Annotated in this window: 20 protein-coding genes and 1 pseudogene; 14 read left to right on the plus strand and 7 right to left on the minus strand. The window is 74.5% G+C overall.

Features of this window, described 5'->3' with window-relative positions:
- Positions 1-28: 28 nt before the first annotated feature.
- The 6 genes from Ae150APs1_RS27740 to Ae150APs1_RS27765 all read left to right on the plus strand — a co-directional run bounded on the left by Ae150APs1_RS27740 (position 29) and on the right by Ae150APs1_RS27765 (position 6,574).
- A complete protein-coding gene (locus Ae150APs1_RS27740; RefSeq protein ID WP_075301250.1) occupies positions 29-1,120 on the plus strand; it encodes an alpha/beta fold hydrolase in 1,092 nt (363 codons plus the stop codon).
- 326 nt (positions 1,121-1,446) lie between these two features.
- Complete coding sequence (locus tag Ae150APs1_RS27745) at positions 1,447-2,109, plus strand: FCD domain-containing protein (protein WP_075301252.1); 663 nt, start codon at positions 1,447-1,449, stop codon at positions 2,107-2,109.
- Entirely contained in the window at positions 2,106-2,870 is a 765-nt protein-coding gene (locus tag Ae150APs1_RS27750; protein WP_060572556.1) for a creatininase family protein, read from the plus strand. Before Ae150APs1_RS27745 ends, Ae150APs1_RS27750 begins: the two co-directional genes overlap by 4 nt.
- 152 nt (positions 2,871-3,022) lie before the next feature.
- On the plus strand, positions 3,023-3,994 hold the full coding sequence (locus Ae150APs1_RS27755; protein WP_075301254.1) for a poly(3-hydroxybutyrate) depolymerase: 972 nt from the start codon (positions 3,023-3,025) through the stop codon (positions 3,992-3,994).
- A gap of 62 nt (positions 3,995-4,056) precedes the next feature.
- Positions 4,057-5,538 (plus strand): AbgT family transporter, encoded by a 1,482-nt coding sequence (locus Ae150APs1_RS27760; RefSeq protein ID WP_249266601.1) that lies wholly within the window; start codon positions 4,057-4,059, stop codon positions 5,536-5,538.
- A 52-nt stretch (positions 5,539-5,590) separates the two neighbouring features.
- Positions 5,591-6,574: an aldo/keto reductase gene (locus Ae150APs1_RS27765; RefSeq protein ID WP_075301258.1), complete on the plus strand. Its 984-nt coding sequence runs from the start codon at positions 5,591-5,593 to the stop codon at positions 6,572-6,574.
- Between the two features lie 9 nt (positions 6,575-6,583).
- Here Ae150APs1_RS27765 and Ae150APs1_RS27770 read toward each other — a convergent pair whose 3' ends face one another.
- Complete coding sequence (locus tag Ae150APs1_RS27770; RefSeq protein WP_075301260.1) at positions 6,584-7,288, minus strand: dienelactone hydrolase family protein; 705 nt, start codon at positions 7,286-7,288, stop codon at positions 6,584-6,586.
- Between the two features lie 178 nt (positions 7,289-7,466).
- Between Ae150APs1_RS27770 and Ae150APs1_RS27775 the strand changes: the two genes are divergently transcribed.
- Entirely contained in the window at positions 7,467-8,777 is a 1,311-nt protein-coding gene (locus Ae150APs1_RS27775) for an FAD-binding oxidoreductase (RefSeq protein ID WP_249266602.1), read from the plus strand.
- Positions 8,778-8,817: 40 nt separating this feature from the next.
- Complete coding sequence (locus Ae150APs1_RS27780; protein WP_075301264.1) at positions 8,818-10,083, plus strand: class I SAM-dependent methyltransferase; 1,266 nt, start codon at positions 8,818-8,820, stop codon at positions 10,081-10,083.
- A 51-nt stretch (positions 10,084-10,134) separates the two neighbouring features.
- Here Ae150APs1_RS27780 and Ae150APs1_RS27785 read toward each other — a convergent pair whose 3' ends face one another.
- Positions 10,135-10,908 carry a fructosamine kinase family protein gene (locus Ae150APs1_RS27785; RefSeq protein ID WP_249266603.1) on the minus strand — a complete coding sequence of 258 codons (774 nt, stop codon included), beginning with the start codon at positions 10,906-10,908 and terminating at the stop codon, positions 10,135-10,137.
- Positions 10,909-10,982: 74 nt separating this feature from the next.
- Complete coding sequence (locus Ae150APs1_RS27790) at positions 10,983-11,384, minus strand: low molecular weight protein-tyrosine-phosphatase (RefSeq protein WP_238592054.1); 402 nt, start codon at positions 11,382-11,384, stop codon at positions 10,983-10,985.
- 208 nt (positions 11,385-11,592) lie between these two features.
- On the opposite strand from Ae150APs1_RS27790, the gene cobC reads away from it, so the two are divergent.
- From cobC to Ae150APs1_RS32320, 5 genes are all read left to right on the plus strand, one after another.
- Positions 11,593-12,690, plus strand: coding sequence for an Rv2231c family pyridoxal phosphate-dependent protein CobC (cobC, locus tag Ae150APs1_RS27795; RefSeq protein WP_075301268.1), 1,098 nt, complete (start codon positions 11,593-11,595; stop codon positions 12,688-12,690).
- A gap of 17 nt (positions 12,691-12,707) precedes the next feature.
- A complete protein-coding gene (locus Ae150APs1_RS27800; protein WP_349289918.1) occupies positions 12,708-13,838 on the plus strand; it encodes a Nif3-like dinuclear metal center hexameric protein in 1,131 nt (376 codons plus the stop codon).
- On the plus strand, positions 13,799-14,560 hold the full coding sequence (locus tag Ae150APs1_RS27805; RefSeq protein ID WP_249266501.1) for a C4-type zinc ribbon domain-containing protein: 762 nt from the start codon (positions 13,799-13,801) through the stop codon (positions 14,558-14,560). The genes Ae150APs1_RS27800 and Ae150APs1_RS27805 overlap by 40 nt, the downstream gene beginning before the upstream one ends.
- A 2-nt stretch (positions 14,561-14,562) precedes the next feature.
- Positions 14,563-15,708 carry a bifunctional RNase H/acid phosphatase gene (locus tag Ae150APs1_RS27810; protein WP_212567343.1) on the plus strand — a complete coding sequence of 382 codons (1,146 nt, stop codon included), beginning with the start codon at positions 14,563-14,565 and terminating at the stop codon, positions 15,706-15,708.
- Between the two features lie 173 nt (positions 15,709-15,881).
- Entirely contained in the window at positions 15,882-16,058 is a 177-nt protein-coding gene (locus Ae150APs1_RS32320; RefSeq protein ID WP_010227176.1) for a hypothetical protein, read from the plus strand.
- A 643-nt stretch (positions 16,059-16,701) separates the two neighbouring features.
- Here the strand turns inward: Ae150APs1_RS32320 and Ae150APs1_RS34745 are convergent.
- The 3 genes and pseudogenes from Ae150APs1_RS34745 to Ae150APs1_RS27820 all read right to left on the minus strand — a co-directional run bounded on the left by Ae150APs1_RS34745 (position 16,702) and on the right by Ae150APs1_RS27820 (position 18,938).
- A complete protein-coding gene (locus Ae150APs1_RS34745; RefSeq protein ID WP_349289919.1) occupies positions 16,702-17,565 on the minus strand; it encodes an ArsB/NhaD family transporter in 864 nt (287 codons plus the stop codon).
- A gap of 46 nt (positions 17,566-17,611) precedes the next feature.
- Positions 17,612-18,163: pseudogene (locus tag Ae150APs1_RS34040) on the minus strand (SLC13 family permease); the annotation flags it as partial.
- A 10-nt stretch (positions 18,164-18,173) separates the two neighbouring features.
- Positions 18,174-18,938, minus strand: coding sequence for a sulfite exporter TauE/SafE family protein (locus tag Ae150APs1_RS27820; RefSeq protein ID WP_083680565.1), 765 nt, complete (start codon positions 18,936-18,938; stop codon positions 18,174-18,176).
- A 94-nt stretch (positions 18,939-19,032) separates the two neighbouring features.
- Here Ae150APs1_RS27820 and Ae150APs1_RS27825 point away from each other — a divergent pair, with 94 nt between their 5' ends.
- A complete protein-coding gene (locus Ae150APs1_RS27825; protein WP_075302713.1) occupies positions 19,033-19,986 on the plus strand; it encodes a bile acid:sodium symporter family protein in 954 nt (317 codons plus the stop codon).
- Between the two features lie 52 nt (positions 19,987-20,038).
- On the opposite strand, the gene Ae150APs1_RS27830 is transcribed toward Ae150APs1_RS27825, so the two are convergent.
- Entirely contained in the window at positions 20,039-21,214 is a 1,176-nt protein-coding gene (locus tag Ae150APs1_RS27830) for an LLM class flavin-dependent oxidoreductase (RefSeq protein WP_083680509.1), read from the minus strand.
- Positions 21,215-21,235 lie beyond the last annotated feature (21 nt).

A 21,235-nucleotide genomic window follows, 5' to 3' on the forward strand; every position in this document is an offset into this window, starting at 1 on the left:
TGACCCCCGCGTGCCGTAGGGTGCGCCCGTGCACTTCGTCGACGCCGTCGCCAACGTCTGGGACCGGACGGTCGTCGGGCATCTCGCCGATCTCGAGCGGATGCCGCGGGAGGCGCTCGTCGGCTCGCCGTCGGCGATCCTCTACCGCTACCGGCCGCTGTCCGGTGTGGACCCCTCGCCCGGGGCGCCGGTCCTGCTGGTGCCACCGCTGGGCGCGCCCGACTTCGCCTACGACCTGCGGCGCGGCTGCTCGCTGGTCGAGCACCTCCTGCTCCAGGGCCGCAGCGTCTACCTGATCGACTACGGGCCCAAGTCCTTCTCCGACCGCTCGCTCGGCATGGAGCACTGGGTCGACGAGCTGCTCCCGGCGACGATCCGGGAGATCGCCGCGAGCGAGGGCGACGACGTCCATCTGGTCGCCTGGTCGCTGGGCGGCATCTTCGCGTTGCTGACGGTCGCCGCCGCGGTGCGGGAACGGTCACCACTGCCGGTGCGGAGCGTGTCCGCGATCGGGACGCCGGTCGACATCTCCCGGGTGCCGCTGGTGGCGCCGCTGCGCCCGCTCGCCCAGGTCACCGGCGGCCGGCTGATCTCCTCGATCTACAAGGGGGTCGGGAGCTTCCCGGCGCCGGTCGTGAGCTGGGCGTTCCAGCTGACCGCCGTCGACAAGCTGGTGACCCGGCCGCTCGCCGTCCTGTCCCGGATCGACGACCGCGACTGCCTGGCCCAGATCGAGGCCGTCGACCACCTGATGAACAACATGCACGGCTATCCCGGCCGCGTGTTCGGGCAGATCTTCCACCTGCTGCTGCGCAGCAACGACCTCGCGTCCGGCGGGCTGCGGCTGGCCGGGCGGGACGTCGAGCTGTCCGACGTCGACGTGCCGGTCCTCGTCGTCGCCGGGCGGGACGACGTGATCGCGCCGCTCAAGGCCGTCCGCGGCGCGGTGCCGCTGCTGTCGGGGAGTCCGGAGGTGCGGTTCTCGACGTCGCCGGGCGGGCACCTGGGTGTGCTCACCGGGCGTCGGGCCCGGGACACGACCTGGCCCGAGCTGGACCGGGCCCTGTCCGACTGGGACGGCCCCGCCGTCGACGAGCCGGACACCGCCACCAGCGCCTGACCCCACGACCGGCGCCGGACCCCGCCCCTCGCGGGCCGCCGCACCCGGGCCGGGGCCTGCAGCACCCGTTCCCGGCGGCCTCCGGCACCCCACGGCCGCCCGGCGCACCGTGTCGTGGCTTGCGGCACCCGTCGCGTGGGGTGCGGCGCACCGTGACCGGGTGCGCCGGGCGGTCGTGGGGTGCGGCGGCGAGGTGCGGCGGGGAGTCGGGTCGCGAGTCCGGCCCACCGGCCCGCCGCAGAGCGTGCAGGGCATGAGCGAGCGGCTGCGGTCGATGCTCCCGTTTGCGCTTGACCGACTAGCTCACTAAGTGATTTAGTCACTTTATGAGCACGGGGGAGGCGCTGTCCGAGCGCCTGGCCGACGACATCCTGCAGATCATCCGCGGTGAGGGTCTGGCGCCGGGGGACCAGCTGGCATCGTCCCGGGACCTCGCGAAGCGGTTCGAGGTCACCACCCCGACCGTCCGCGAGGCGCTGCGCAGGCTGGAGGCCACCGGCGCGGTGGAGTTCCGGCACGGCTCGGGCACCTACGTCGGCGACGGCGTGGACCGGCGGCTCCTCGCCAACCCGCACCGGCCGATCAGCACCCCGGGCACCGTGCTCGAACTGGTGGAGGCCCGGCTGGTCGTCGAACCGCCGATCGCCGCGGCCGCCGCCCGGACCCGCGACGCCGACGGCCTGCGGCTGCTGACCGACAGCGTCACCAACGCGCTGCACCCGCCACGGGGCGACCTCCGCCCGGCGGTGCACTTCCACGTCGCGCTCGCCGCCACCAGCGGCAACGCCCTGCTGCGGGAGACGGTCGAGGCGTTGCTGCACGTCCGGGCGCGGGACCAGATCGAGATCCGGCACCGCTACGACGACCGCGAGCGCGACCACGCCGAGCACGTCGAGCTGCTGGAGGCGGTCCGGGACGGCGATCCCGCCCGGGCCGAGCGCCTCACCCGGCAGCACCTCGAGTCGATCGCCGCGGCGGTGCGCGCATGAGCACCCACCGGCTCGCGGAGATGACGACCACCGAGGCGGCGGCCGCCGTCGTCGACAGTCCGGTCGTGCTCGTCCCGGCGGGGGCGTTCGAGCAGCACGGCCCCGGCCTGCCGCTCGCGACGGACCTGGTCCGGGCCGAGGCCGTCTCCGACCGGGTCGCGCAGCGGCTCGGCGGGCGCGCGGTGATCGGGCCGTCGCTGCCGGTGGGCGTCTCACCGCACCATCTCGCGTTCGCCGGGACGGTCAGCCTGTCCACCGCCACGTTCGCCGCGGTGCTGGGCGACTACGTCGACGGCCTCTACCGGCACGGCTGGCGCAGGATCCTCGTCGTCACCGGGCACGGCGGGAACGACGCGACGCTCGGGACGGTCGCGCAGGACCTGCTCGTCACCCGGCCCGACCTGCAGTTCGCGTGGAGCCCCCTCACCCCGCTCGCCGCGGACGTGGTCGCGGCGTCCGGCCCGCCGGAGGTCTCCGGGCACAGCGGGCAGGCCGAGACGGCGCAGATGCTGGCGGTGGCACCGCACCTGGTGCACACCGACCGTCTGGTCGCCGGGACGACCCGGCTCTCCGAGCTGGACGCGCTGGGCGGGCTAGCCCGGTGGCGCGGCGGTCCGAAGCTCACCGTGGGCTACGACCGCCTGTCCGGCAGCGGGGTCCTCGGCGACCCCCGCCGGGCCGATCCGGAGCACGGCGAGGCGATCGTCACCGCGATCGTCGACCGGATCACCGACTTCGTCACGGCCTGGCTGAAGGCCTGACGCCCACCCTCCGACCAGGAGTCACCAGCACTCCGACACAGCACTCCCGCACCGCGGGGCGTCGTCCGGCGTCCCGCCGAGCCGCCCTGCCCCGGCGCGACCGGGCGGGGACGACCACCGGCCGTCGACGACGCCGTCCGAAGGGGACCAGCATGTCCGGAACGACCCGACCACGACGCCTGTGCGGCGCGGTGGCCACCCTGGCCGCGGTCGCGACCTGCCTGACGATCGGCGCCGGGACCGCCGGCGCCGCCCCGGCCGGCGCGGCGGACGACCCGGCCACGCCGGGCGGCACGGGCTGTGGCAGGCCCGCCCCGCAGCAGCCCGGCACCACGGCCGTCCGCACGACGGCGAGCGGCGGTCTCGACCGCTCCGTCCGCGTCCATCTGCCCGAGGACTACTCGCCGGACCGCGCCTGGCCGCTCGTCCTGGTCTTCCACGGCCGCGGCAACAGCGGCGCCGAGACGGAGGGCTTCTCCGGGCTGTCCGGGCTCCCGGCCGTCGTCGCCTACCCCGACGGCGTCCCGGGCGGGGAGGGCAAGCGGTCCTGGCAGGGCGCGCCGTACTCCGCGCCCGGGGTGGACGACGTCGCCTTCACCGGCGACCTGATCGACGACCTCGGCGCCGACCTGTGCCTCGACGACGACCGGACCTTCGCGACCGGCAAGTCCAACGGGGGCGGCTTCACCGAGATCCTCGCCTGCCGCCTGCCGGACCGGATCGCGGCGATCGCCCCGGTGGCGGGCGCGTACTACCGAGCGGGGGAGCCGCCGTGCGACCCCGGCCGCCCGGTCCCGGCGCTGTTCGTGCACGGCACCGGTGACGCCACGATCCCGTACACCGGCGACGCCGGCCGCGGCCTGCCCGCGATCCCGGACACGGTCGCCGGGTGGGCCCGCCGCGACGGCTGCGACCCCGTCCCCGCGACCCGGCGGATCGAACCCGACGTGACGGTGCAGCGCTTCGACGGCTGTGACGGGGGAGCCCGGGTCGGGCACGTCGCCGTCGACGGCGGCGGGCACACCTGGCCGGGCGCGACCGCGTACTCCGGCGGTGGGACGACCACGCAGACGGTCCGTGCGACGGACCTGATCGGCGCGTTCTTCGGGCTGGGCCGGTCGTGAGCGCCCCGCCGGAGGAGGCCCGCGACACCGGGTCGGCGGAACTGCCCCGCATCGTGCGGGCGATGGCCGTCGTCGAGCGGGTCGGCAACGCGCTCCCGCACCCGTTCTGGCTGTTCTGGGTGCTGTCCGCGATCCTCGCCGTGATCAGTGCCGGGCTCTCTGCCGCCGGGGTGTCGGTGATCGCGCCCGACGGCGAGCCGGTGGCCGTGCGCAACCTGCTCTCCGGTGACGGCGTCGCCATGGCCGTCTCGTCGATGATCGACAACTTCGCCGAGTTCCCGCCGATGGCCACGATCGTCACCGTGATCATGGGCGTCGCGGTCGCGGAGCGCAGCGGGCTGCTGGCCGCGGCGATGCGGGTCGGCGTGGCGCGGGTGCCTGCGTCGCTCGTGGTGTTCGCGGTCGCCTTCGCCGGGACCGTCGCGCACGTCGCGTCGGCCGCGGCCTACGTCATCCTGGTCCCGCTCGGCGGGCTCGCGTTCCGGGCGGTCGGGCGCTCGCCGATCCTCGGCATCGTCGTCGCCTACACCGCGATCGCGTCGGGCTACGACGCCAGCCCGGTCCCGACCCCCAACGACGCGATCTTCGCCGGGATCACCACCGCGGCGGCCCGGATCGTCGATCCGGCGGGGACGGTCTCGCCGGTGAGCAACTGGTTCTTCAACATCGCGTCGTCGCTCGTGCTGGCGGTGGTGATCACCCTGATGACCCGGCTGGTGCTGAGCAGGCGGCCCGACCTCGACGTCGACCCGGACGCCCCGGACGACGACCTCGGCCGGCTCTCCCTGGAGCCCGCCGAGCGCGCGGCGCTGCACCGCACCGGCTGGGTGCTGCTGGGTGCGCTGGTCCTGCTGACGGCGGCGGTGCTGCCGTCGTCGTCGCCGCTGCGCGGTGCGGACGGGGGGATCGTCGAGTCCCCGCTGATCGAGGGCATCGGCGCGGTGATCGCGCTGCTGTTCGGCCTGCTCGGCATCGTCTACGGCCGCTGCGCCGGGACGATCACCTCCGCGGGCGACGTCCCGAAGCTGATGGCCGACGGCATCCGGCAGATGGCGCCGGTGCTGGCGCTGTTCTTCGCGATCGCCCAGTTCCTCGCGTACTTCGACTGGTCGCACGTGGGGGACGTGCTCGCCGTCGTCGCCGCGGACGCCCTGCGGACCACCGGGATCCCGATCCCGGTCGTGTTCCTCATGGTGCTGGCCGTGCTCACCGTGGTGAACGTGATGGTCACCAGCGGCTCGGCGATGTGGTCGATCGCGGCGCCGGTGATCGTGCCGATGCTCATGCTGGTGCACGTCCCACCGGAGACGACGCAGGCGCTGTTCCGCATCGCCGACTCCGGCTCGACGGCGATCACCCCGATGAGCCCGTACTTCGTGATGGCACTGGGGTTCCTGCAGCGCTACCGGCGCAGCGCGGGGATCGGGACGCTCGCGTCGTACACGCTGCCGCTGGCCGTCGCGATGACGGCGGTCTGGACCCTGCTGTTCTTCGCCTGGTGGGCGCTGGGGATCCCGCTCGGCCCGGGGGCTCCCGTGCGGTAGTCGAGGGGTCTGCACGGGCGGTGGCCCGGGGACGTCGGGAACAATCGCTCCGGTGCGGTATCTCGACGTCCCCGGGACCACCGGTACGCCGTGGTCGGTGATCGGCCTCGGCACCTGGCAGTTCGGCTCCACCGAGTGGGGCTACGGCGCGGACCTCGTCCGGGAGGCCGGGCGGATCGTCGCCCGCGCCCGCGAGCTCGGCATCACGGTGTTCGACACCGCCGAGATGTACGGCCTCGGGCGGAGCGAGCGGATCCTCGGTGACGCGCTGCGGGCGTCCGGTGGGACCGACGGCGTCGTCGTCGCCACGAAGTTCCTGCCGGTCCTGCCGCTGGGGCCGGTCCTGCAGCAGCGTGCGGTGGCGTCGGCGGCGCGGCTCGGGGTGTCCACCCTGGACCTCTACCAGATCCACAAGCCGCACCCGGTGCTCGGCGACGTCTCCGCGATGCGCGGGATGGCCGCGCTGCAGCGGATCGGCCTGGTGCGCGAGGCCGGGGTCTCGGCGTACTCGCTGGACCGCTGGCGGTCCGCGGAGGCCGCGCTCGGCGCTCCGGTGCTGTCCGACCAGGTGGAGTTCAGCCTGCTGCGCCGGGAACCCGCGGCCGACCGGGTGCCGCACGCGGCGTCGCACGGCCGGATCGTCATGGCCTACAGCCCGCTGGCGCAGGGCCTGCTCACCGGCCGCTACGACGGGACGCACCGGCCGTCGAACACGATCCGCCGCAACACCGCGTGGCTGCCGGACAACCTCGCGGCGCTGCGCCCGCTGCTCGACGCCCTGCGCGACGTCGCGTCGGCGCACGGCGCGACGCCCGCCCAGGTCGCGCTGGCGTGGGTGGTGCACCACCCGAACACGGTCGCGATCCCGGGGGCGTCGAGCGTCGCGCAGCTGGAGTCGAACGCGGCCGCCGCGGAGCTCGCGCTCACGGCGGGCGAGCACGCCGGGCTCACCGCCGCGGCCGAGCGGGTGCACCGGACCGTCGGGCCCCGCGCCTACCCGGCGCTTCTCCGGGACCTCGCCGGCCGGGGCCGCTGAGCCGCCGGTCTACTTCACCTGCTCGCGCAGGAACTGCACGGCGCGGCCCCAGGCGATCCCGGCCTGCTCGCGGTCGTAGGTGCCCATGAGGTTCTCGTCGTTGAAGAAGGCGTGGCCGGCCGGGTACTGGTGGAACTCGGGCTTCCGGCCGGACTCCCGCTCGATCCGCTCGGCGAGCTTCTCGACCGACGCCGGGTCGGCCATCTGGTCGTCGCGGCCGAAGTGGCCCTGCACCGCGGCCGTCAGCTGCCCGAAGCTCGGGTAGTCCTCGCCCAGCACGCCGTAGAACGGCACGGCGGCACTCACCTTGTGCGGCTGCTGCGCGGCCAGGACCAGGACGAACCCGCCACCCATGCAGAAGCCGATGCTGCCGACGGTCTCCGAGGCGACGGCGTCGTGGTCGAGCAGGAACTGCACGGCGCCGCCGAGGTCGGTCGCGGCCTGCTGCACGGGGAGCTCGCCCATCAGCGTCCCGGCCTCGTCGGAGTCGTGGGTGGTGCGGCCGCCGTAGAGGTCGGGGGCCAGTGCGACGAAGCCCTCGGCGGCCAGCCGGTCGGTCACGTCGACGATGTGGTCGGTCAGCCCCCACCACTCCTGGATCACGACGACGCCCGGCCCGGATCCCGACTCGGGCAGCGCCAGGTAGCCGTGCGCGGTGCCCGCGGCGGACGGGAAGGTCACGTTCTGTGCGGGGTTCTCATTGCTGTGTGGCACAGGCGCGATGACACCACGCCGCCACCGGTGCCGCGCGCCGGACCGGGACCGTTTCACGGTGTGACGCACGTCCGGGGAAAATCGTGAGCGTCGCAAATGATCGGGGTCTATCGTCTGCACCATGGTGGCGCCATCAGCACCCGCATCCCGGGTCGCACACGACGCGGCGGTGGACGAGATGCGCCGCGTCCGGTCCGCCGCGGGGCGGGTCCAGCTGGGCAAACCGTCGTCGAACCTGTTCCGGTTCGGGGACCGCGACACCGGCCGCGGCGCCCGCCGGCTCGACACCTCCGCGCTGGACGGTGTGCTGGCCGTCGACCCGGACGCCCGCACCGCCGAGGTCCAGGGCATGGCGACCTACGAGACGATCGTCGACGCGACGCTCGCCCACGGGCTGATGCCGCTCGTCGTCCCCCAGCTCAAGACGATCACCCTCGGCGGCGCCGTCACCGGGCTCGGGGTGGAGTCGACGTCGTTCCGGCACGGTCTGCCGCACGAGTCGGTGCGGGAGATGGACGTGCTCACCCCCGCCGGGGAGCTGCTGCATGTCACCCCCGACGGCGAGCACGCCGACCTGTTCGCGGCGTTCCCCAACTCCTACGGCACGCTCGGTTACGCGGTGCGCCTCGTCGTCGAGCTCCAACCCGTGCGTCCGTTCGTGAAGCTCACCCACCACCGCTACCCGACGGCCGGGCAGACGACGGCCGCGATCGGCGAGCTCACCGCGAGCGGTGTCGACTTCCTCGACGGCGTCGTGTTCGGCGCGGGGGAGCAGTACCTCACGACGGGCGAGTTCGTCGACGCCCCGATGCCGGGCGCGCGGATCTCCGACTACACCGGGCAGGAGGTCTTCTACCGGTCGCTGCAACGCCGCCCGGTCGACCACCTCACCGCGCACGACTACATCTGGCGCTGGGACCCGGACTGGTTCTGGTGCTCGCGTGCCTTCGGAGTCCAGCAGCCCCTGGTGCGCCGGTTCTGGCCGCGCCGCTACCGGCGCTCGGACGTCTACCGCAGGCTGGTCGCGCTCGACCAGCGCCACGGGGCGTCGAACCGGGTCCGCGAGGCCCTCGGCGGGACGGCCGAGGAGATGGTCGTCCAGGACGTCGAGATCCCGGTCGAGCGGCTCCCCGAGTTCCTCGAGTTCTTCCACCGCGAGATCGGGATCTCGCCGGTGTGGCTGTGCCCGCTGAAGCTGCGCGGTGACCGGTCGTGGCCGCTGTACCCGATGGAGCCGGGCAGGCTCTACGTCAACGTCGGGTTCTGGTCCTCGGTGCCCGAGAAGCCCGGCGACCCGTGGGCACACAACCGTCTGCTCGAGGCCGCGGTCGCGGACCTGGGCGGGCACAAGTCGTTGTACTCGACCGTGCACTACGGCGAGGACGAGTTCTGGGCGCACTACAACGGGGACGCCTACCGCGCGGTGAAGCGGCGGTACGACCCCGAGGGACGTGCGCCCGACCTGTACCGCAAGGTGACCGGCCGCTAGGACGTGGGGCCGGCGGCGCTACGAAGGGGAGGGTTCGGCGATGACGGGAGTGCTGGAACGACGGGCCGCGACGACGGAGCCGGTGGCCGGGATCCTGTCCCGGGTGCTGGGGTCGGCGCGGGACCTGCGGGTGGAGGCGTTCGACGGATCGCACACCGGTCCGGCCGACGCGCCGGTGACGCTGAGGGTCCGGTCGCCCCGGGCGATGGCACGGCTGGTGAGCGCGCCGGGGTCGCTCGGGCTGGCCCGCGCGTACGTGACCGAGGAGATCGACGTCGAGGGTGACCTCTACACGGCGCTGCGCTCGATGGCCGAGGTGACGCTGCACTCGATCCCGCGCAAGGACCAGCTGTGGCTGGCGCGGCGGCTGCTGCCGTACTGGCGGGAGCACCGGATGCCGCCGCCGGACCTCGAGGCGCGTCCGAAGGGGCTGCTGCACTCGAAGCGGCGGGACTTGCAGTCGATCTCGCACCACTACGACGTCTCGAACCGGTTCTACGAGTTCGTGCTCGGTCCGTCCATGACGTACACCTGTGCCGCCTACCCGGACGCCGACGCGTCCCTGGAGACCGCACAGGCGGCCAAGTACGAGCTGGTCGCGCAGAAGCTGGACCTGCAGCCGGGGACGCGCCTGCTCGACGTCGGCTGCGGCTGGGGCGGGATGGTCCGGCACGCCGCGAAGGAGTACGGTGTGCGCGCGCTGGGCGTCACGCTGTCGAAGGAACAGGCGGAGTGGGCGCAGGCCGAGATCGAGCGCCAGGGCCTCGGTGACCTCGCCGAGGTCCGGCACCTCGACTACCGGGACGTGCCGGACGGCATCTACGACGCGGTGTCCTCGATCGGCCTCACCGAGCACATCGGCAAGGCGAACCTGGACTCCTACTTCCAGGCGATGCAGGCCAAGCTGCGCCCCGGCGGCCGGATGCTGAACCACTGCATCACCCAGCCGTTCAAGCCCGACCACCGCCACACCGACCCGTTCATCCACCGCTACGTCTTCCCGGACGGCGAGCTGGAGCCGGTCGGCACGCTGGTCACGGCGATGAACGAGGCCGGGTTCGAGATCCGGCACGAGGAGAACCTGCGCGAGCACTACGCGATGACGCTGCGGGACTGGGGCGCCAACCTGGAGCGCAACTGGACCGACGCCGTCGCCGAGGTCGGTGTCGGCCGGGCGCGGGTGTGGCGGCTCTACATGGCCGCCTGCCGGCTCGGGTTCGAGCTCAACAACATCCAGCTCCACCAGGTGCTGGGCGTGAAGCTGAACGACGACAAGAGCGCCGGCTTCCCGCTGCGCGGGTACTAGGCGGCTCCGCCGCTCGTGAGTGGATCCTTCGGTCCGGACCGAACGATCCACTCACGAGCGCGCCAGCGCCTCCCGGGCCGCCGCGACGGCCTGCCCGCCGTAACCGCCGCCGAACAGGACGGCGTGCACGAGCAGCGGGAACAGCTGGTGCAGCGGGATCCGGTCGCGCCACCCGCCGGCGAGCGGGGCGGTCTCGTCGTAGGCGCCGAGCAGTGTGTCCAGGTGCGGGAGCCCGAACAGGTCCAGCATCGCCAGCTCGGACTCGCGGTGCCCGCCGTGCGCGGCCGGGTCGATCAGCCGGGCGTCGCCGTCGGCGGCCCACAGCACGTTGCCCGACCACAGGTCACCGTGCAGCCGGGCGGGTGGCTCGTCCGGCCCGGCGAGATCGCCGATCCGCTCGCAGACCTGCTCGACGGTCGCGGCGCCCGCCGGGTCGACGGCGCCGCGGTCGCGCGCGACGCGCAGGTAGGGGAGCACCCGCTCGGCGGCGAACCAGTCGCCCCACGGGCCGTCGTGCGGGGAGTTGCGCATGCCGGTGTGCCCGATCCACGCCTGCTCCGGGCCACCGGGCGGTGCCGCGCCGAACGCGACGGCGCCGGCGGCGTGCAGGGCGGCGAGCCGGCGGCCGAGCCGGGCGGCGGCGCCGGCCGACGGGCGGCCCGCCGGGACGAACCCGGTGACCAGCAGCGTGTCGTCGTGGCCGAACACCGGTGGGACGGCCGGTCCGCCCGGCACGTCGAGCCAGCGCAGCCCCGCCGCCTCCGCGGCGATCGACCCAGGGTCGCCCGCCCCGTCCTTCACGACGACGGTGCCCGCCCCGTCCAGGTCGAACCGCGGCGGGTGCCCGCCGAGCCCGGCGACGACCGTGCGGCCGGTGAGCCGCTCGACGTCGGCGGGTCTCACGCGTGGCGCTTGACGTGCTCGACGAGGCCGGGCAGGGCGGCCGCGAGCATCTCGTAGACCTCGCCGAAGCCGTCCGGGCCGCCGTAGTACGGGTCGGGGACCTCGGCGCCGTCGGGTGCGTCCGGGTCGAACGAGCGGAGGAGCCGCACCCGCTTCGGGTCCGGCACCGACCGCTGCAGGGACCGCAGGTGCCCGGAGTCCAGGGCGATCAGCAGGTCCGCGGACAGGGTCTCGGAGTCGACCTGGCGGGCGCTGTGTGCGGTGTCGTAGCCGTGCCCGGCCAGCACCTCGGCCGCACGCTCGTCCATCGGCTGCCCGATGTGCCAGTGCCCGGTGCCCGCGCTGCCGACTCGGACGCGGTCGGACAGGCCGATCGCCTCGACCTCGCCGGCGAGCATCTTCTCCGCGATCGGCGACCGGCAGATGTTTCCGGTACAGACGAACACGACGTTCACGTTGATTCCTCCCGGGGAGCGCGGGCACGGACGTCGACGCTGACGGCGGACATTGTCGGCCATTGTCGCCGATCCGGCAGCGCCGCGGCCCGCCCCCCGCCCCGGTCGGGTGGTGCGGGAAGGCGCCCGGGGCCCGCCGTAGGGTGACCGGATGTCGTTCGATCAGCTCCCGGCCGGTCACGGTCCCGGTGAGCCGGGTGCGCACGACCTGCGGCACCACGGCGACGCCGAGGCCACCGACGGGCTCGTCGACTTCGCGGTCAACGTGCTCTCCGACGGCCCGCCGACGTGGCTGCGCGACCGCCTCGTCGCGACCCTCGACGGGCTCGGCCGGTACCCGCGCGCCGACCACGACGCCCGTGCCCGCGCCACCGCGGGCGCCCGGCACGGCCGCGCCGCCGACCACGTCCTGCCGCTGGCCGGCAGCGCGGAGGGGTTCGCACTGCTCCCGGCCCTGCAGCCGCGGCTGGCGGCCGTCCTCCACCCCGGTTTCACCGAGCCCGAGGCGGCGCTGCGGGCGGCCGGGGTGCCCGTCGTCCGGGTGCTCACCGACCCGGCGGCCGGGCACGTCCTGGACCCGCGGGACGTCCCCGACGAGGCCGATCTCGTCGTCGTCGGGAACCCGACCAACCCGACCGGCGTGCTGCACCCCGCCGACGACGTCCGCGCCCTCGCCCGGCCGGGGCGGGTGCTGCTGGTCGACGAGGCGTTCGCCGACGCCGTCCCCGGGGAACCGGAGGCCCTCGCCGGTGACGCCGAGACGCCCGGGCTACTGGTGTTCCGCTCGCTGACCAAGACGTGGGCGCTGGCCGGCCTGCGCGCCGGGTACGCGCTCGGCGACCCCGCCCTGCTGTCGCGGCTCGCGGCGCCGCGCCCGCCCTGGCCGGTCTCCACCCCCGCGCTGGAGGCGATCGTCGCCTGCTGCGAGCCGGACGCGCTGTCCGCCGCCGACCAGAAGGCCCGCGAGGTCGCCGCGCACCGGGTGGCGATGACGGCGGCGCTGTCCGGGATCGAGGGCGTCGCCGTGCACCCGGGCCATGCCCCGTACCTGCTGCTGCACCTCCCCGACGGCACCGGCCACGACGTGCGGCGGCTGCTGCGCGAGGCCGGGATCGCCGTCCGCCGAGGGGACACCTTCCCCGGTCTCGGCCCCGACCACGTCCGGGTGGCGGTGCGCCCGCCCGAGACCGCGCACCGGCTGGCCGAGGAGCTCGGTGCGGCGCTGCGGACCCTGGCGGTGACCGAGTGAGCGCCCGCCTGCAGGACGTGATCGACGCGCTCGAGGCCGCCTACCCGCCGGCGTCCGCGATGGAGTGGGACGCCGTCGGGCTCGTCTGCGGCGACCCGGCCGAGGAGGTGTCCTCGGTGCTGTTCGCCGTGGACCCGACCCCCGAGACCGTCGACGAGGCGATCGACGGCGGCGCGCAGCTGCTGGTCACCCACCATCCGCTGCTGCTGCGCGGGGTGCACGGCGTCGGCGCCGACACCCCGAAGGGTGCCCTGCTGCACCGGCTGATCCGGGCCGGGGTCGGGCTGTTCACCGCGCACACCAACGCCGACGTCGCCGACCCCGGTGTGTCCGACGCGCTCGCCGGCGCGCTGGGCCTGCAGGTCGAGGGCCCGCTGGAGCCCGATCCCGCGCCGGCCCTGGACAAGATCGTCACGTTCGTGCCGGTCGGCCCGGCGATCGCGCAGGTGCACGCGGCGCTGTCCGCCGCGGGAGCGGGCAACGTCGGCAACTACTCGCACTGCTCGTTCGCCACCGCGGGCACCGGCCAGTTCCTCCCGCTCGACGGCGCCGTCCCGGCGGTCGGCACGGTCGGCGAGCTGGAGCGGGTCGCGGAGACCCGGCTGGAGATGGTGCTGCCGCGCGCCCGCCGGCGCGCCGTCGTCGAGGCGTTGCGGGCCACCCACCCCTACGAGGAGCCGGCGTTCGACCTGCTGGAGATGGCCCCGCTGCCGTCGGCGCGGGGGCTCGGGCGGATCGGGTCGCTGCCCGCGGCGGAGCCGTTCGCCGTCTTCACCGAGCGGGTCGCCCGCGCCCTGCCCGCCACGGCGTGGGGCGTGCGCGGGGCCGGTGACCCGGACCGTCCCGTGCGGCGGGTCGCGGTGTGCGGCGGCTCCGGCGACTCGGCGCTGGGCACCGGCGCCGACGCCTACGTCACCGCCGACCTGCGCCACCACCCGGCGTCCGAGCACGCGCTGTCCGGGACCGGACCGGGCGGTCCGGTGCCGGCCCTGGTCGACGTCGCGCACTGGGCGTCGGAGTGGCCCTGGTGCGGGCAGGCGGCCGGGATCGTCCGTGCCGCGCTCGACGGTAGCGTCGCGGTCACGGTGTCCCGGCGGCGCACGGATCCATGGACGACAGCAGCGACTTCGGAGGCGAGTTCATCATGAAGGCCGATCCCACCGCGCAGGCGACACTGCTGCAGCTCGCCGAGGTGGACGCCGAGATCGGCCGACTGGCCCACCGGCGGAAGAACCTTCCCGAGCTCCAGCAGCTCGCCGACGCCGAGCAGCGGGTGCGGGACGCCCGCGACGCCGTCGTGCGCGCCGAGACCCGCGCCGGTGACCTGGACCGGGACATCGCCCGGCTGGAGCGTGACGTCGAGGGTGTCCGTGCCCGCACCGAGAAGGACAAGGCGCTGCTCGCCGGATCCGGGATCGGCGCCAAGCAGGCCACCGAGCTGCAGCACGAGCTCGACACCCTCGCGCGGCGGCAGGGCACCCTCGAGGAGGAACAGCTCGGGATCATGGAGGAGCGTGAGGCCGTCGGCGTCGAGCTCGACCACGGCGGCGCCGAGCTCGCCACCGCCGAGGAGGCGGTCGCCGAGGTGACCGGCCGCCGGGACACCGCCGAGGCCGACATCGACGCCTCCCGCGGCGGCCGCGACCGCGCCCGGACGGAGCTGGTCGGCGCGCTGCCGGAGGACCTGCTGGCCGACTACGAGCGGATCCGGTCGTCCGGCCGGGTCGCCGCAGGCGGGTTGAGCGAGTCGCGGTGCGGCGCCTGCCGCCTGGAGCTGGACCGCACGTTCCTCACCCAGGTCCGGGGCCGGCCCGCCGACGACGTCGTCCACTGCGAGGAGTGCGGCGCGATCCTGGTGCGTGGCCGGTGAAGCTGGTCGTCGAGGCGGACGGCGGATCCCGCGGCAACCCCGGCCCGGCCGGCTACGGCGCCGTGGTGCTCGACGCGGGCGGCACCCAGGTGCTCGCGGAGGTGTACGACGGCCTCGGTACCGCCACCAACAACGTCGCCGAGTACCGCGGGCTCATCGCCGGGCTCACCGCCGCGCGGGAGCTGGGCGCCACCGAGGTCGACGCCCGGCTGGACTCCAAGCTCGTCGTCGAGCAGATGAGCGGGCGCTGGAAGATCAAGAACACGGCGTTGCAGGAGCTCGCCGACACGGCCCGTGACCAGGCGGCCGGCTTCGACGCGGTGACCTTCACCTGGATCCCGCGCGCCGACAACGCCCGCGCCGACGCGCTCGCGAACCGGGCCATGGACGGGGAGTCGAGCCCGGCGCTCGACCCGTCGGCCGCGGCCGGACCCGCCCGCAAGCCGGCGACCGCGCCGACCGAGACCTCCGAGGTCGCGGGCCCGGCGTCGGCCGCGGCCGCCTGGACCGGGCAGGTCGGGACGCCGGTGCGGATGATCCTGCTCCGCCACGGCCAGACCGCGCTGTCGATCGAGCGCCGCTACTCCGGGCACGGCGACCCGGAGCTGACCGAGGCCGGGCAGGAACAGGCCGCCGCCGCGGCCCGCGCACTCGCGACGCGGCTGAAGAAGCAGGGCGTCGTCCCGGCCGCGGTGCTGTCCTCGCCGCTGCGCCGTGCCCGGCAGACGGCCGCCGCCGTCGCGGAGGCCACCGGCGCCGAGCTGGAGGTCCGCGACGCGCTGATCGAGACCGACTTCGGCGGGTGGGAGGGGCTCACCTTCCGCGAGGCCCGCGAGCGCGACCCGGACCTGCACGGGCGCTGGCTCGGCTCGGCCGACGTCGAACCGCCCGGCGGCGAGAGCTTCCGCGCGGTGGGGGAGCGGGTCGGTGCCGAACGACGACGGATCGTGGACGGCTTCCCCGGCGCGACCGTGATCGTGGTCAGCCACGTGACGCCGATCAAGATGCTGCTGCGCGAGGCGCTCGGTGCCGGCGACGAGGTGCTCTACCGGATGCACCTGGACCTGGCCTGCACCAGCGTCGCCGACTTCTACCCGGACGGCGGGGCGTCGGTGCGGCTCGTCAACGACACATCGTACCTGGACTGAGAGCGACGTTCCGCGGGGCTTGATCGATCATGCCCTGACCCGAACGGGCGGTGTCGGCTGCGCACCGTTGTCGGGCATCCCCGGGCGGGCGATGATCGGTGCGCACCGTACGGGGTAGTTGGCGTACGGAGCGTGATGAACGGTCTCGGTGTCGCGGGGAACGGAGAGACACGATGTCGGCTGGTGCGCTGTCGCACGAACACGACTACGGCTACGACCTGGCCCACGAGATGAAGGTGATCGCCCGGTTGCCCCAGCAGCGCCGGGGCACGACCCGCCCGATCGGCCGGCCGGCCCGCGAGCCGGACCCGGACACCGACCTCGGCCACGACATGGCCCACGAGTTCTGACCCACCGACACCCGACGGCCCCGCCCGGTCACTGAACCCGGCGGGGCCGTCGCACGTCCGACCCGGCGGCCGCCGCACTCGTCGACGCAGACGTTCCGGACCGCCGCACCGGTGCTGGGCTGTTGCTCTGCGCCTCGGCTGCCGCCTCGTGCCAGAGCTGCCGCACCCCGTTCCGGTCTGCCGCACCCCACGCGGCGGGTGCGGCGGACCGGAACGGGGTGCGGCGCTCGGTGCGGTGGCTTCTGTACGAGCTGTGGCGCCGCCTCGACCGCCCGTGCGTCGCCGCGTCTGTTGCCGCACGCTCCGGATTGCCGCACCCCTTCACTCGTTCCAGCACCGGCTCGCGTTGCGCCGCACCCCACGCGGCGGGTGCGGCAGACCGCGACGGCGGATGGCGACGGGGCGCGGCGCAATGCCGCCGAGCGGCTCCCCGCCCACGACCTGCGTCGTGTTGCCGAGCCGCGCCGCGCCGAGCTGCGCCGAGCCGCGCCGCCTCCGCACGAGCGATCCCCGTCGCACGACGGAGCCCGGCCCCGCCAGGAACCGCCCGCCTATGCTCACCTCTTCCGGCGGTGCTCGCGCGATCAGGTGAGCGAACTCGGATCCGGTGAGCGTCGAGGGGCGTGAGGCCGGGGCCCCCGGGTCAGCCGGCGAGGGTCAGGGACGCCCACAGGGCGAGGGTCGCGGCGAGCAGGCCGAGGGGGACCGTGACCGCTCCCAGCGCCGCGAACGTCGTGAGCCGGGGTGGGTCGCCGTACCCCGCGGCGATGCGGCGCCACAGCAGCGTCGCCAGCGACCCGGCGTAGGTCAGGTTCGGCCCGATGTTCACCCCGAGCAGTACGGCCAGCACCAGGCCGGTGGACGGTGCGGGTCCGAGCGCGGCGAGCAGGACGAGTGTCGCCGGCAGGTTGTTCACGACGTTCGCCAGCACTGCGGCGATCGCGGCGGTCAGCAGGAGCCCCGCCAGGTCGGGGGTGTCCGGGAGCAGCCCGCCGAGCCACCCGGCGAGTCCCTGCCCGGACACGCCGGCCACCACGACACCCAGCGCGAGCACGAACAGGCAGAACTCGGGCGACGCCGCGGCGACCAGCCGGAACGGTCCCGTCTCGCGCCGGACGAGCGCCCGCACCGCCAGCACTGCCGCCCCGGCCGCGGCGATCCACCCCGGCTCGATCCCGGCAGCGGAGGAGGCGCCGAACCCGGCGAGGGTCAGGGCGAGGACGCCCAGCGCGAACCGCGGCGCCCGTCCGGATCCGGTGCACGCTCGATCGCCACCGGACCCGAACCGGGATCCGGAATCCGGCCCGGCCCCCGGAAGCAGACCCGGACCCGGACCCGGACCCGGACCCGGACCCGGACCCGGACCCGGACCCGGACCCGGGAGCCGATCCGGTCTCGGGCATGGATCCGGCCTCGGGGACTGATCCGGCCTCGGGACCGGCCCCGGCGGCGGGAACCCCGGACCCGGGAACCCCGGACCCGGGAACGGCGGGAGCAGGCAGCAGATCCCGCGCGAAGTACCACCGCAGCACCAGGTACTCGACGACGATCACCGCCACCCAGGGCGCCGCCATCAGCCCGGCGAATCCCAGGAACCCCAGACCCGACGCCGAGAACGCCAGGAGGTTCGTCAGGTTCGACACCGGCAGCAGCCCGGACGCCGAGTTCGACAGGTGCACGCAGGCGTACGAGTGCGGCCGCGACGCCCAGCCCCGCCGCGCCGCCGTCGCGAGCACCACGGGCGTGAGCAGGACGACGGTCGCGTCCAGGCTGAGCACCGCCGTCGTCCCGGCCGCGACGGCGAAGACCAGGACCAGCAGGCGTCGCGGGGATCCGTCGGAGGCGGTGCCCAGCCGGTCGCCGACCCACCGGAAGACGCCCTCGGCGTCGGCGAGGTGCCCCAGCAGCAGGATCGCGGAGAGGAACCCGACGGTCGGCGCGAGCTCGGCGATCTCGGCCCACGCCGCGGCCGGCGTCAGCAGCCCCGCGACGACGGTGAGGGCCGCGGCCGGCGCGGCGAGCACGATCTCGGGCAGCTCGAACGGCCGCACCGTGGCGGCGACGAGCACGACGGCGAGCAGCGCGACCGCCAGGAGAAGGCTCACGGCGGGATCCTCACTGCAGGAACAGGGCCACGCCGACGGCGAGCCCGAGCACGACGACCGCCCACCGCAGGAGCGTCTCCGGCATCCGCCGCGCGACGAGCGCGCCGAGGTAGCCGCCCACCAGCGTCGTCGGCGCCAGCAGCGCCACCGCGAGCCAGTCCACCGGAGCGCCGAGCGCGAACACCGCCACCGTGACCGTCGCGACGACCAGCGACAGCACACCCTTGAGCGCGTTGAGCCTGCGCAGCTCGTCGTGCGCGAACAGGGCCAGCACCGAGATCAGGACGACGCCGAGCGCGCCCCCGAAGTAGCCGCCGTAGATCGCGGCGAGGAACACCGCCACCGTCAGCGCCGTCGTGCGGTCCCGGCCGGCGTCGGCCGGATCGCCGATCCAGCGTTTCAGCCGGGGGCCCACCGCCATCGTCAGCGCGGCCAGGATCACGAGCACCGGCACGACGGCGTCGAACACCGCCGTCGGCAGCACCAGCAGCAACGCGCAGCCGACCCCGGAGCCGAGCGCGGCCGCCACGGCGGTCCCGGCGATCCGCCGGCCCTGCCCGGGCAGCTCCTGGCGCGAGCCGAGCACGAGACCGGCGTAGCCCGGCCACTGCGCGACCGAGTTCGTGACGTTCGCGGCCAGCGGCGGGAAGCCGACCGCGAGCAGCGCGGGGAACACCAGCAGCGACCCGCCGCCCGCGACGGCGTTGACCGCCCCCGCGAGCAGCCCGGCCACGAGCAGGAAGGCGAGCGCCCACGGCTGCGAGAGGTCGATCACGTCGGCGACGGTAGCCCCCGGGAGCCGTCCCGCCATCCGGACGTCCGGTTCGCCCGGCGCGGGGTCCCGGTGCGAAGGTGCCGGAGTGGGTGCGATGCAACGGGTCCAGCAGGTCGGCGACGTCGTGGGCCGGTGGTTCCCGATCATCGTCCTGATCGCCGGGGCGGTCGCGCTCGCGGTCCCCGGCGTGTTCGACGGCTGGAGCGCCGCCGTCCCGTGGCTGCTCGCGGTGATCATGCTGGGGATGGGCATGACACTGCGCCCGGCCGACTTCGGCTACATCCTCCGGCGGCCCGTGGCCTTCGCGATCGGACTGTGCGCGCAGTACGTCGTGATGCCGGCGCTCGGCTGGGCGCTGACCGTGCTCGTCGCCCTCCCGCCGGAGATCGCGGTCGGCGTGATCCTGGTGGCCTGCGCGCCGGGCGGTACGGCGTCGAACGTCATGGTCTACCTGGCCCGGGGTGACGTCGCGCTGTCGGTGGCGATGACGTCGGTGTCCACGCTGGTCGCGCCCCTCGTGACGCCGCTGCTGGTGCTGCTGCTCGCCGGCCGGTTCCTGCCGGTGTCGCCCGGCGAGATGTTCCTCTCGATCGTGCAGGTCGTCCTGGTGCCGGTGGTGCTCGGCTTCCTGCTGCGCCGGTTCGTGGGCGGGATCGTCGACCGGGTGACGCCCGCGCTGCCGCTGGTCTCGGTCGCCGGGATCACCGCGGTCGTGCTCGCCGTCGTCGCCGGGTCGGCCGACGCGCTGATCGCGGCCGGGCTGGTGATCGTCGGCGCGGTCGTCGTGCACAACGTCGCCGGGCTCGCGCTCGGCTACGGGGTGGCCCGCGCGGTCCGGCTGGACCGGGCCGCCTGCCGGGCGGTGTCGATCGAGGTGGGGATGCAGAACTCGGGGCTCGCCGCGACGCTCGGCACCCTGCACTTCGGTCCCGCCGCGGCCCTGCCCGCTGCGGTGTTCTCGGTGTGGCACAACGTCTCCGGCTCGGTGCTCGCCGGGTGGTGGTCGCGCAGGCCGACGCGTGCCGAGGAGCTGGAGACCTCCGGCTGAGCGGCCGGGCCCGTCCTGCGACGCACGGGCCCGGCCGCGAGGTGCCGTGGTGTCAGTGGCGCAGGCCGGCCTCCTTCAACAGCGGCATCACGCGCTCGCCGAAGTACTTGAGCTCTTCGTTGTAGTCGATCAGGCCGAAGATCATGCCCTCCATGCCCGCCTCGTTGAGTCTGCCGAGCTCCTCGGTGACCTGCTCCGGGGTACCGACGATCGGGTAGCCGCCCCAGCCGGCGATGAAGCGCTCCTGCATCCTCGTGGCGGCGTGGTCGAACGACTGGCTCGCGCCCGAGGTGGCCATCTTGATGACGTTCCCGGCGGCACCCCAGTCGCCCTCGTCGACGACCTGCTGGAAGGCCCGCTTCGCCTCCTCCTCCGTGTCCCGGCAGACGACGAGGCCGTAGGTCATGGCCTTGATGTCACGCTGGTACTCCTCACGGGCCTTGGCCCGCAGCGCGTCGGTGTAGGACCGGATGTTCTCCAGGGTGTCCAGCGAGGCGAAGTTGATGTCGACGTTGCGGGCGGAGAACTCGATGCCCGACGCGGAGTTCCCCGCGTTGAGCAGGGCGGGGCGGGGTGCCTGGTGCGGCTTCGGGTAGGCCTCGATCAGCTCGCCGTCGAAGAACTCGGTGTGCACGTCGAAGGTGCCCTCTTCGCTCCACAGCCGGTTCGCGAAGTCCAGCCAGTCCTGGCCGAACGCGTAGCGCTGGTCGTGCTCGCGCTGCTCGGAGCCGAACATCTCCATCTCCGGCGCCACCCAGCCCATGACCAGGTTCAGCGCGAACCGGCCGCCCGAGATGTGGTCGATGGTGGCGGCCTTCGCGGCGACGATCGGGTGCACCGTCGGCAGGTGCGACGTCGACGCCACGCAGATCCGCTCGGTGGCCTCGGCCAGTCCGGCGGCCCAGGCGTAGGTCTCGAAGCAGTTGCCGTTGAAGTTCGTCGAGCCCCCGAAGCCCTTCCAGCGCGCGACCGGGACGAGCACGTCGAAACCGAGGGCGTCGGCGCGCTGCGCGATCTCCTTCGTGTGCGCCCAGGTGACCTCGTAGGTGCTCGGGGCGTGGCTCATGATCAGGCCGTACGAGCAGTTGGTGCCGAACAGCCCCAGCTTCATCTTCTGGTCCCCGAACAACGGGTTGGTCTGCGCGCGGTCGACCAGCGGCCGGGTCTCCTCCGGAGGGCGCGGGTCGGTCGGGTCGAGGCCGAGGCGGTCGTTGGCGGTGACGGTCACGGGTGTCTCCTTCGAGAGGGG

Source organism: Pseudonocardia sp. Ae150A_Ps1, assembly GCF_001932315.1.
In the GTDB taxonomy this organism is placed as follows: domain Bacteria; phylum Actinomycetota; class Actinomycetes; order Mycobacteriales; family Pseudonocardiaceae; genus Pseudonocardia.

Bases quoted from the DNA above. Each gene is read 5' to 3' on its own strand.
- Ae150APs1_RS27780 (WP_075301264.1), top strand. From the start codon at position 8,818: ATGACGGGAGTGCTGGAACGACGGGCCGCGACGACGGAGCCGGTGGCC.
- Ae150APs1_RS27825 (WP_075302713.1), top strand. From the start codon at position 19,033: ATGCAACGGGTCCAGCAGGTCGGCGACGTCGTGGGCCGGTGGTTCCCG.
- cobC (WP_075301268.1), top strand. From the start codon at position 11,593: ATGTCGTTCGATCAGCTCCCGGCCGGTCACGGTCCCGGTGAGCCGGGT.
- Ae150APs1_RS27755 (WP_075301254.1), top strand. From the start codon at position 3,023: ATGTCCGGAACGACCCGACCACGACGCCTGTGCGGCGCGGTGGCCACC.
- Ae150APs1_RS27790 (WP_238592054.1), bottom strand. From the start codon at position 11,384: ATGCTCGCCGGCGAGGTCGAGGCGATCGGCCTGTCCGACCGCGTCCGA.
- Ae150APs1_RS27745 (WP_075301252.1), top strand. From the start codon at position 1,447: ATGAGCACGGGGGAGGCGCTGTCCGAGCGCCTGGCCGACGACATCCTG.
- Ae150APs1_RS27760 (WP_249266601.1), top strand. From the start codon at position 4,057: ATGGCCGTCGTCGAGCGGGTCGGCAACGCGCTCCCGCACCCGTTCTGG.
- Ae150APs1_RS27750 (WP_060572556.1), top strand. From the start codon at position 2,106: ATGAGCACCCACCGGCTCGCGGAGATGACGACCACCGAGGCGGCGGCC.
- Ae150APs1_RS32320 (WP_010227176.1), top strand. From the start codon at position 15,882: ATGTCGGCTGGTGCGCTGTCGCACGAACACGACTACGGCTACGACCTG.
- Ae150APs1_RS27775 (WP_249266602.1), top strand. From the start codon at position 7,467: ATGCGCCGCGTCCGGTCCGCCGCGGGGCGGGTCCAGCTGGGCAAACCG.
- Ae150APs1_RS27805 (WP_249266501.1), top strand. From the start codon at position 13,799: ATGGACGACAGCAGCGACTTCGGAGGCGAGTTCATCATGAAGGCCGAT.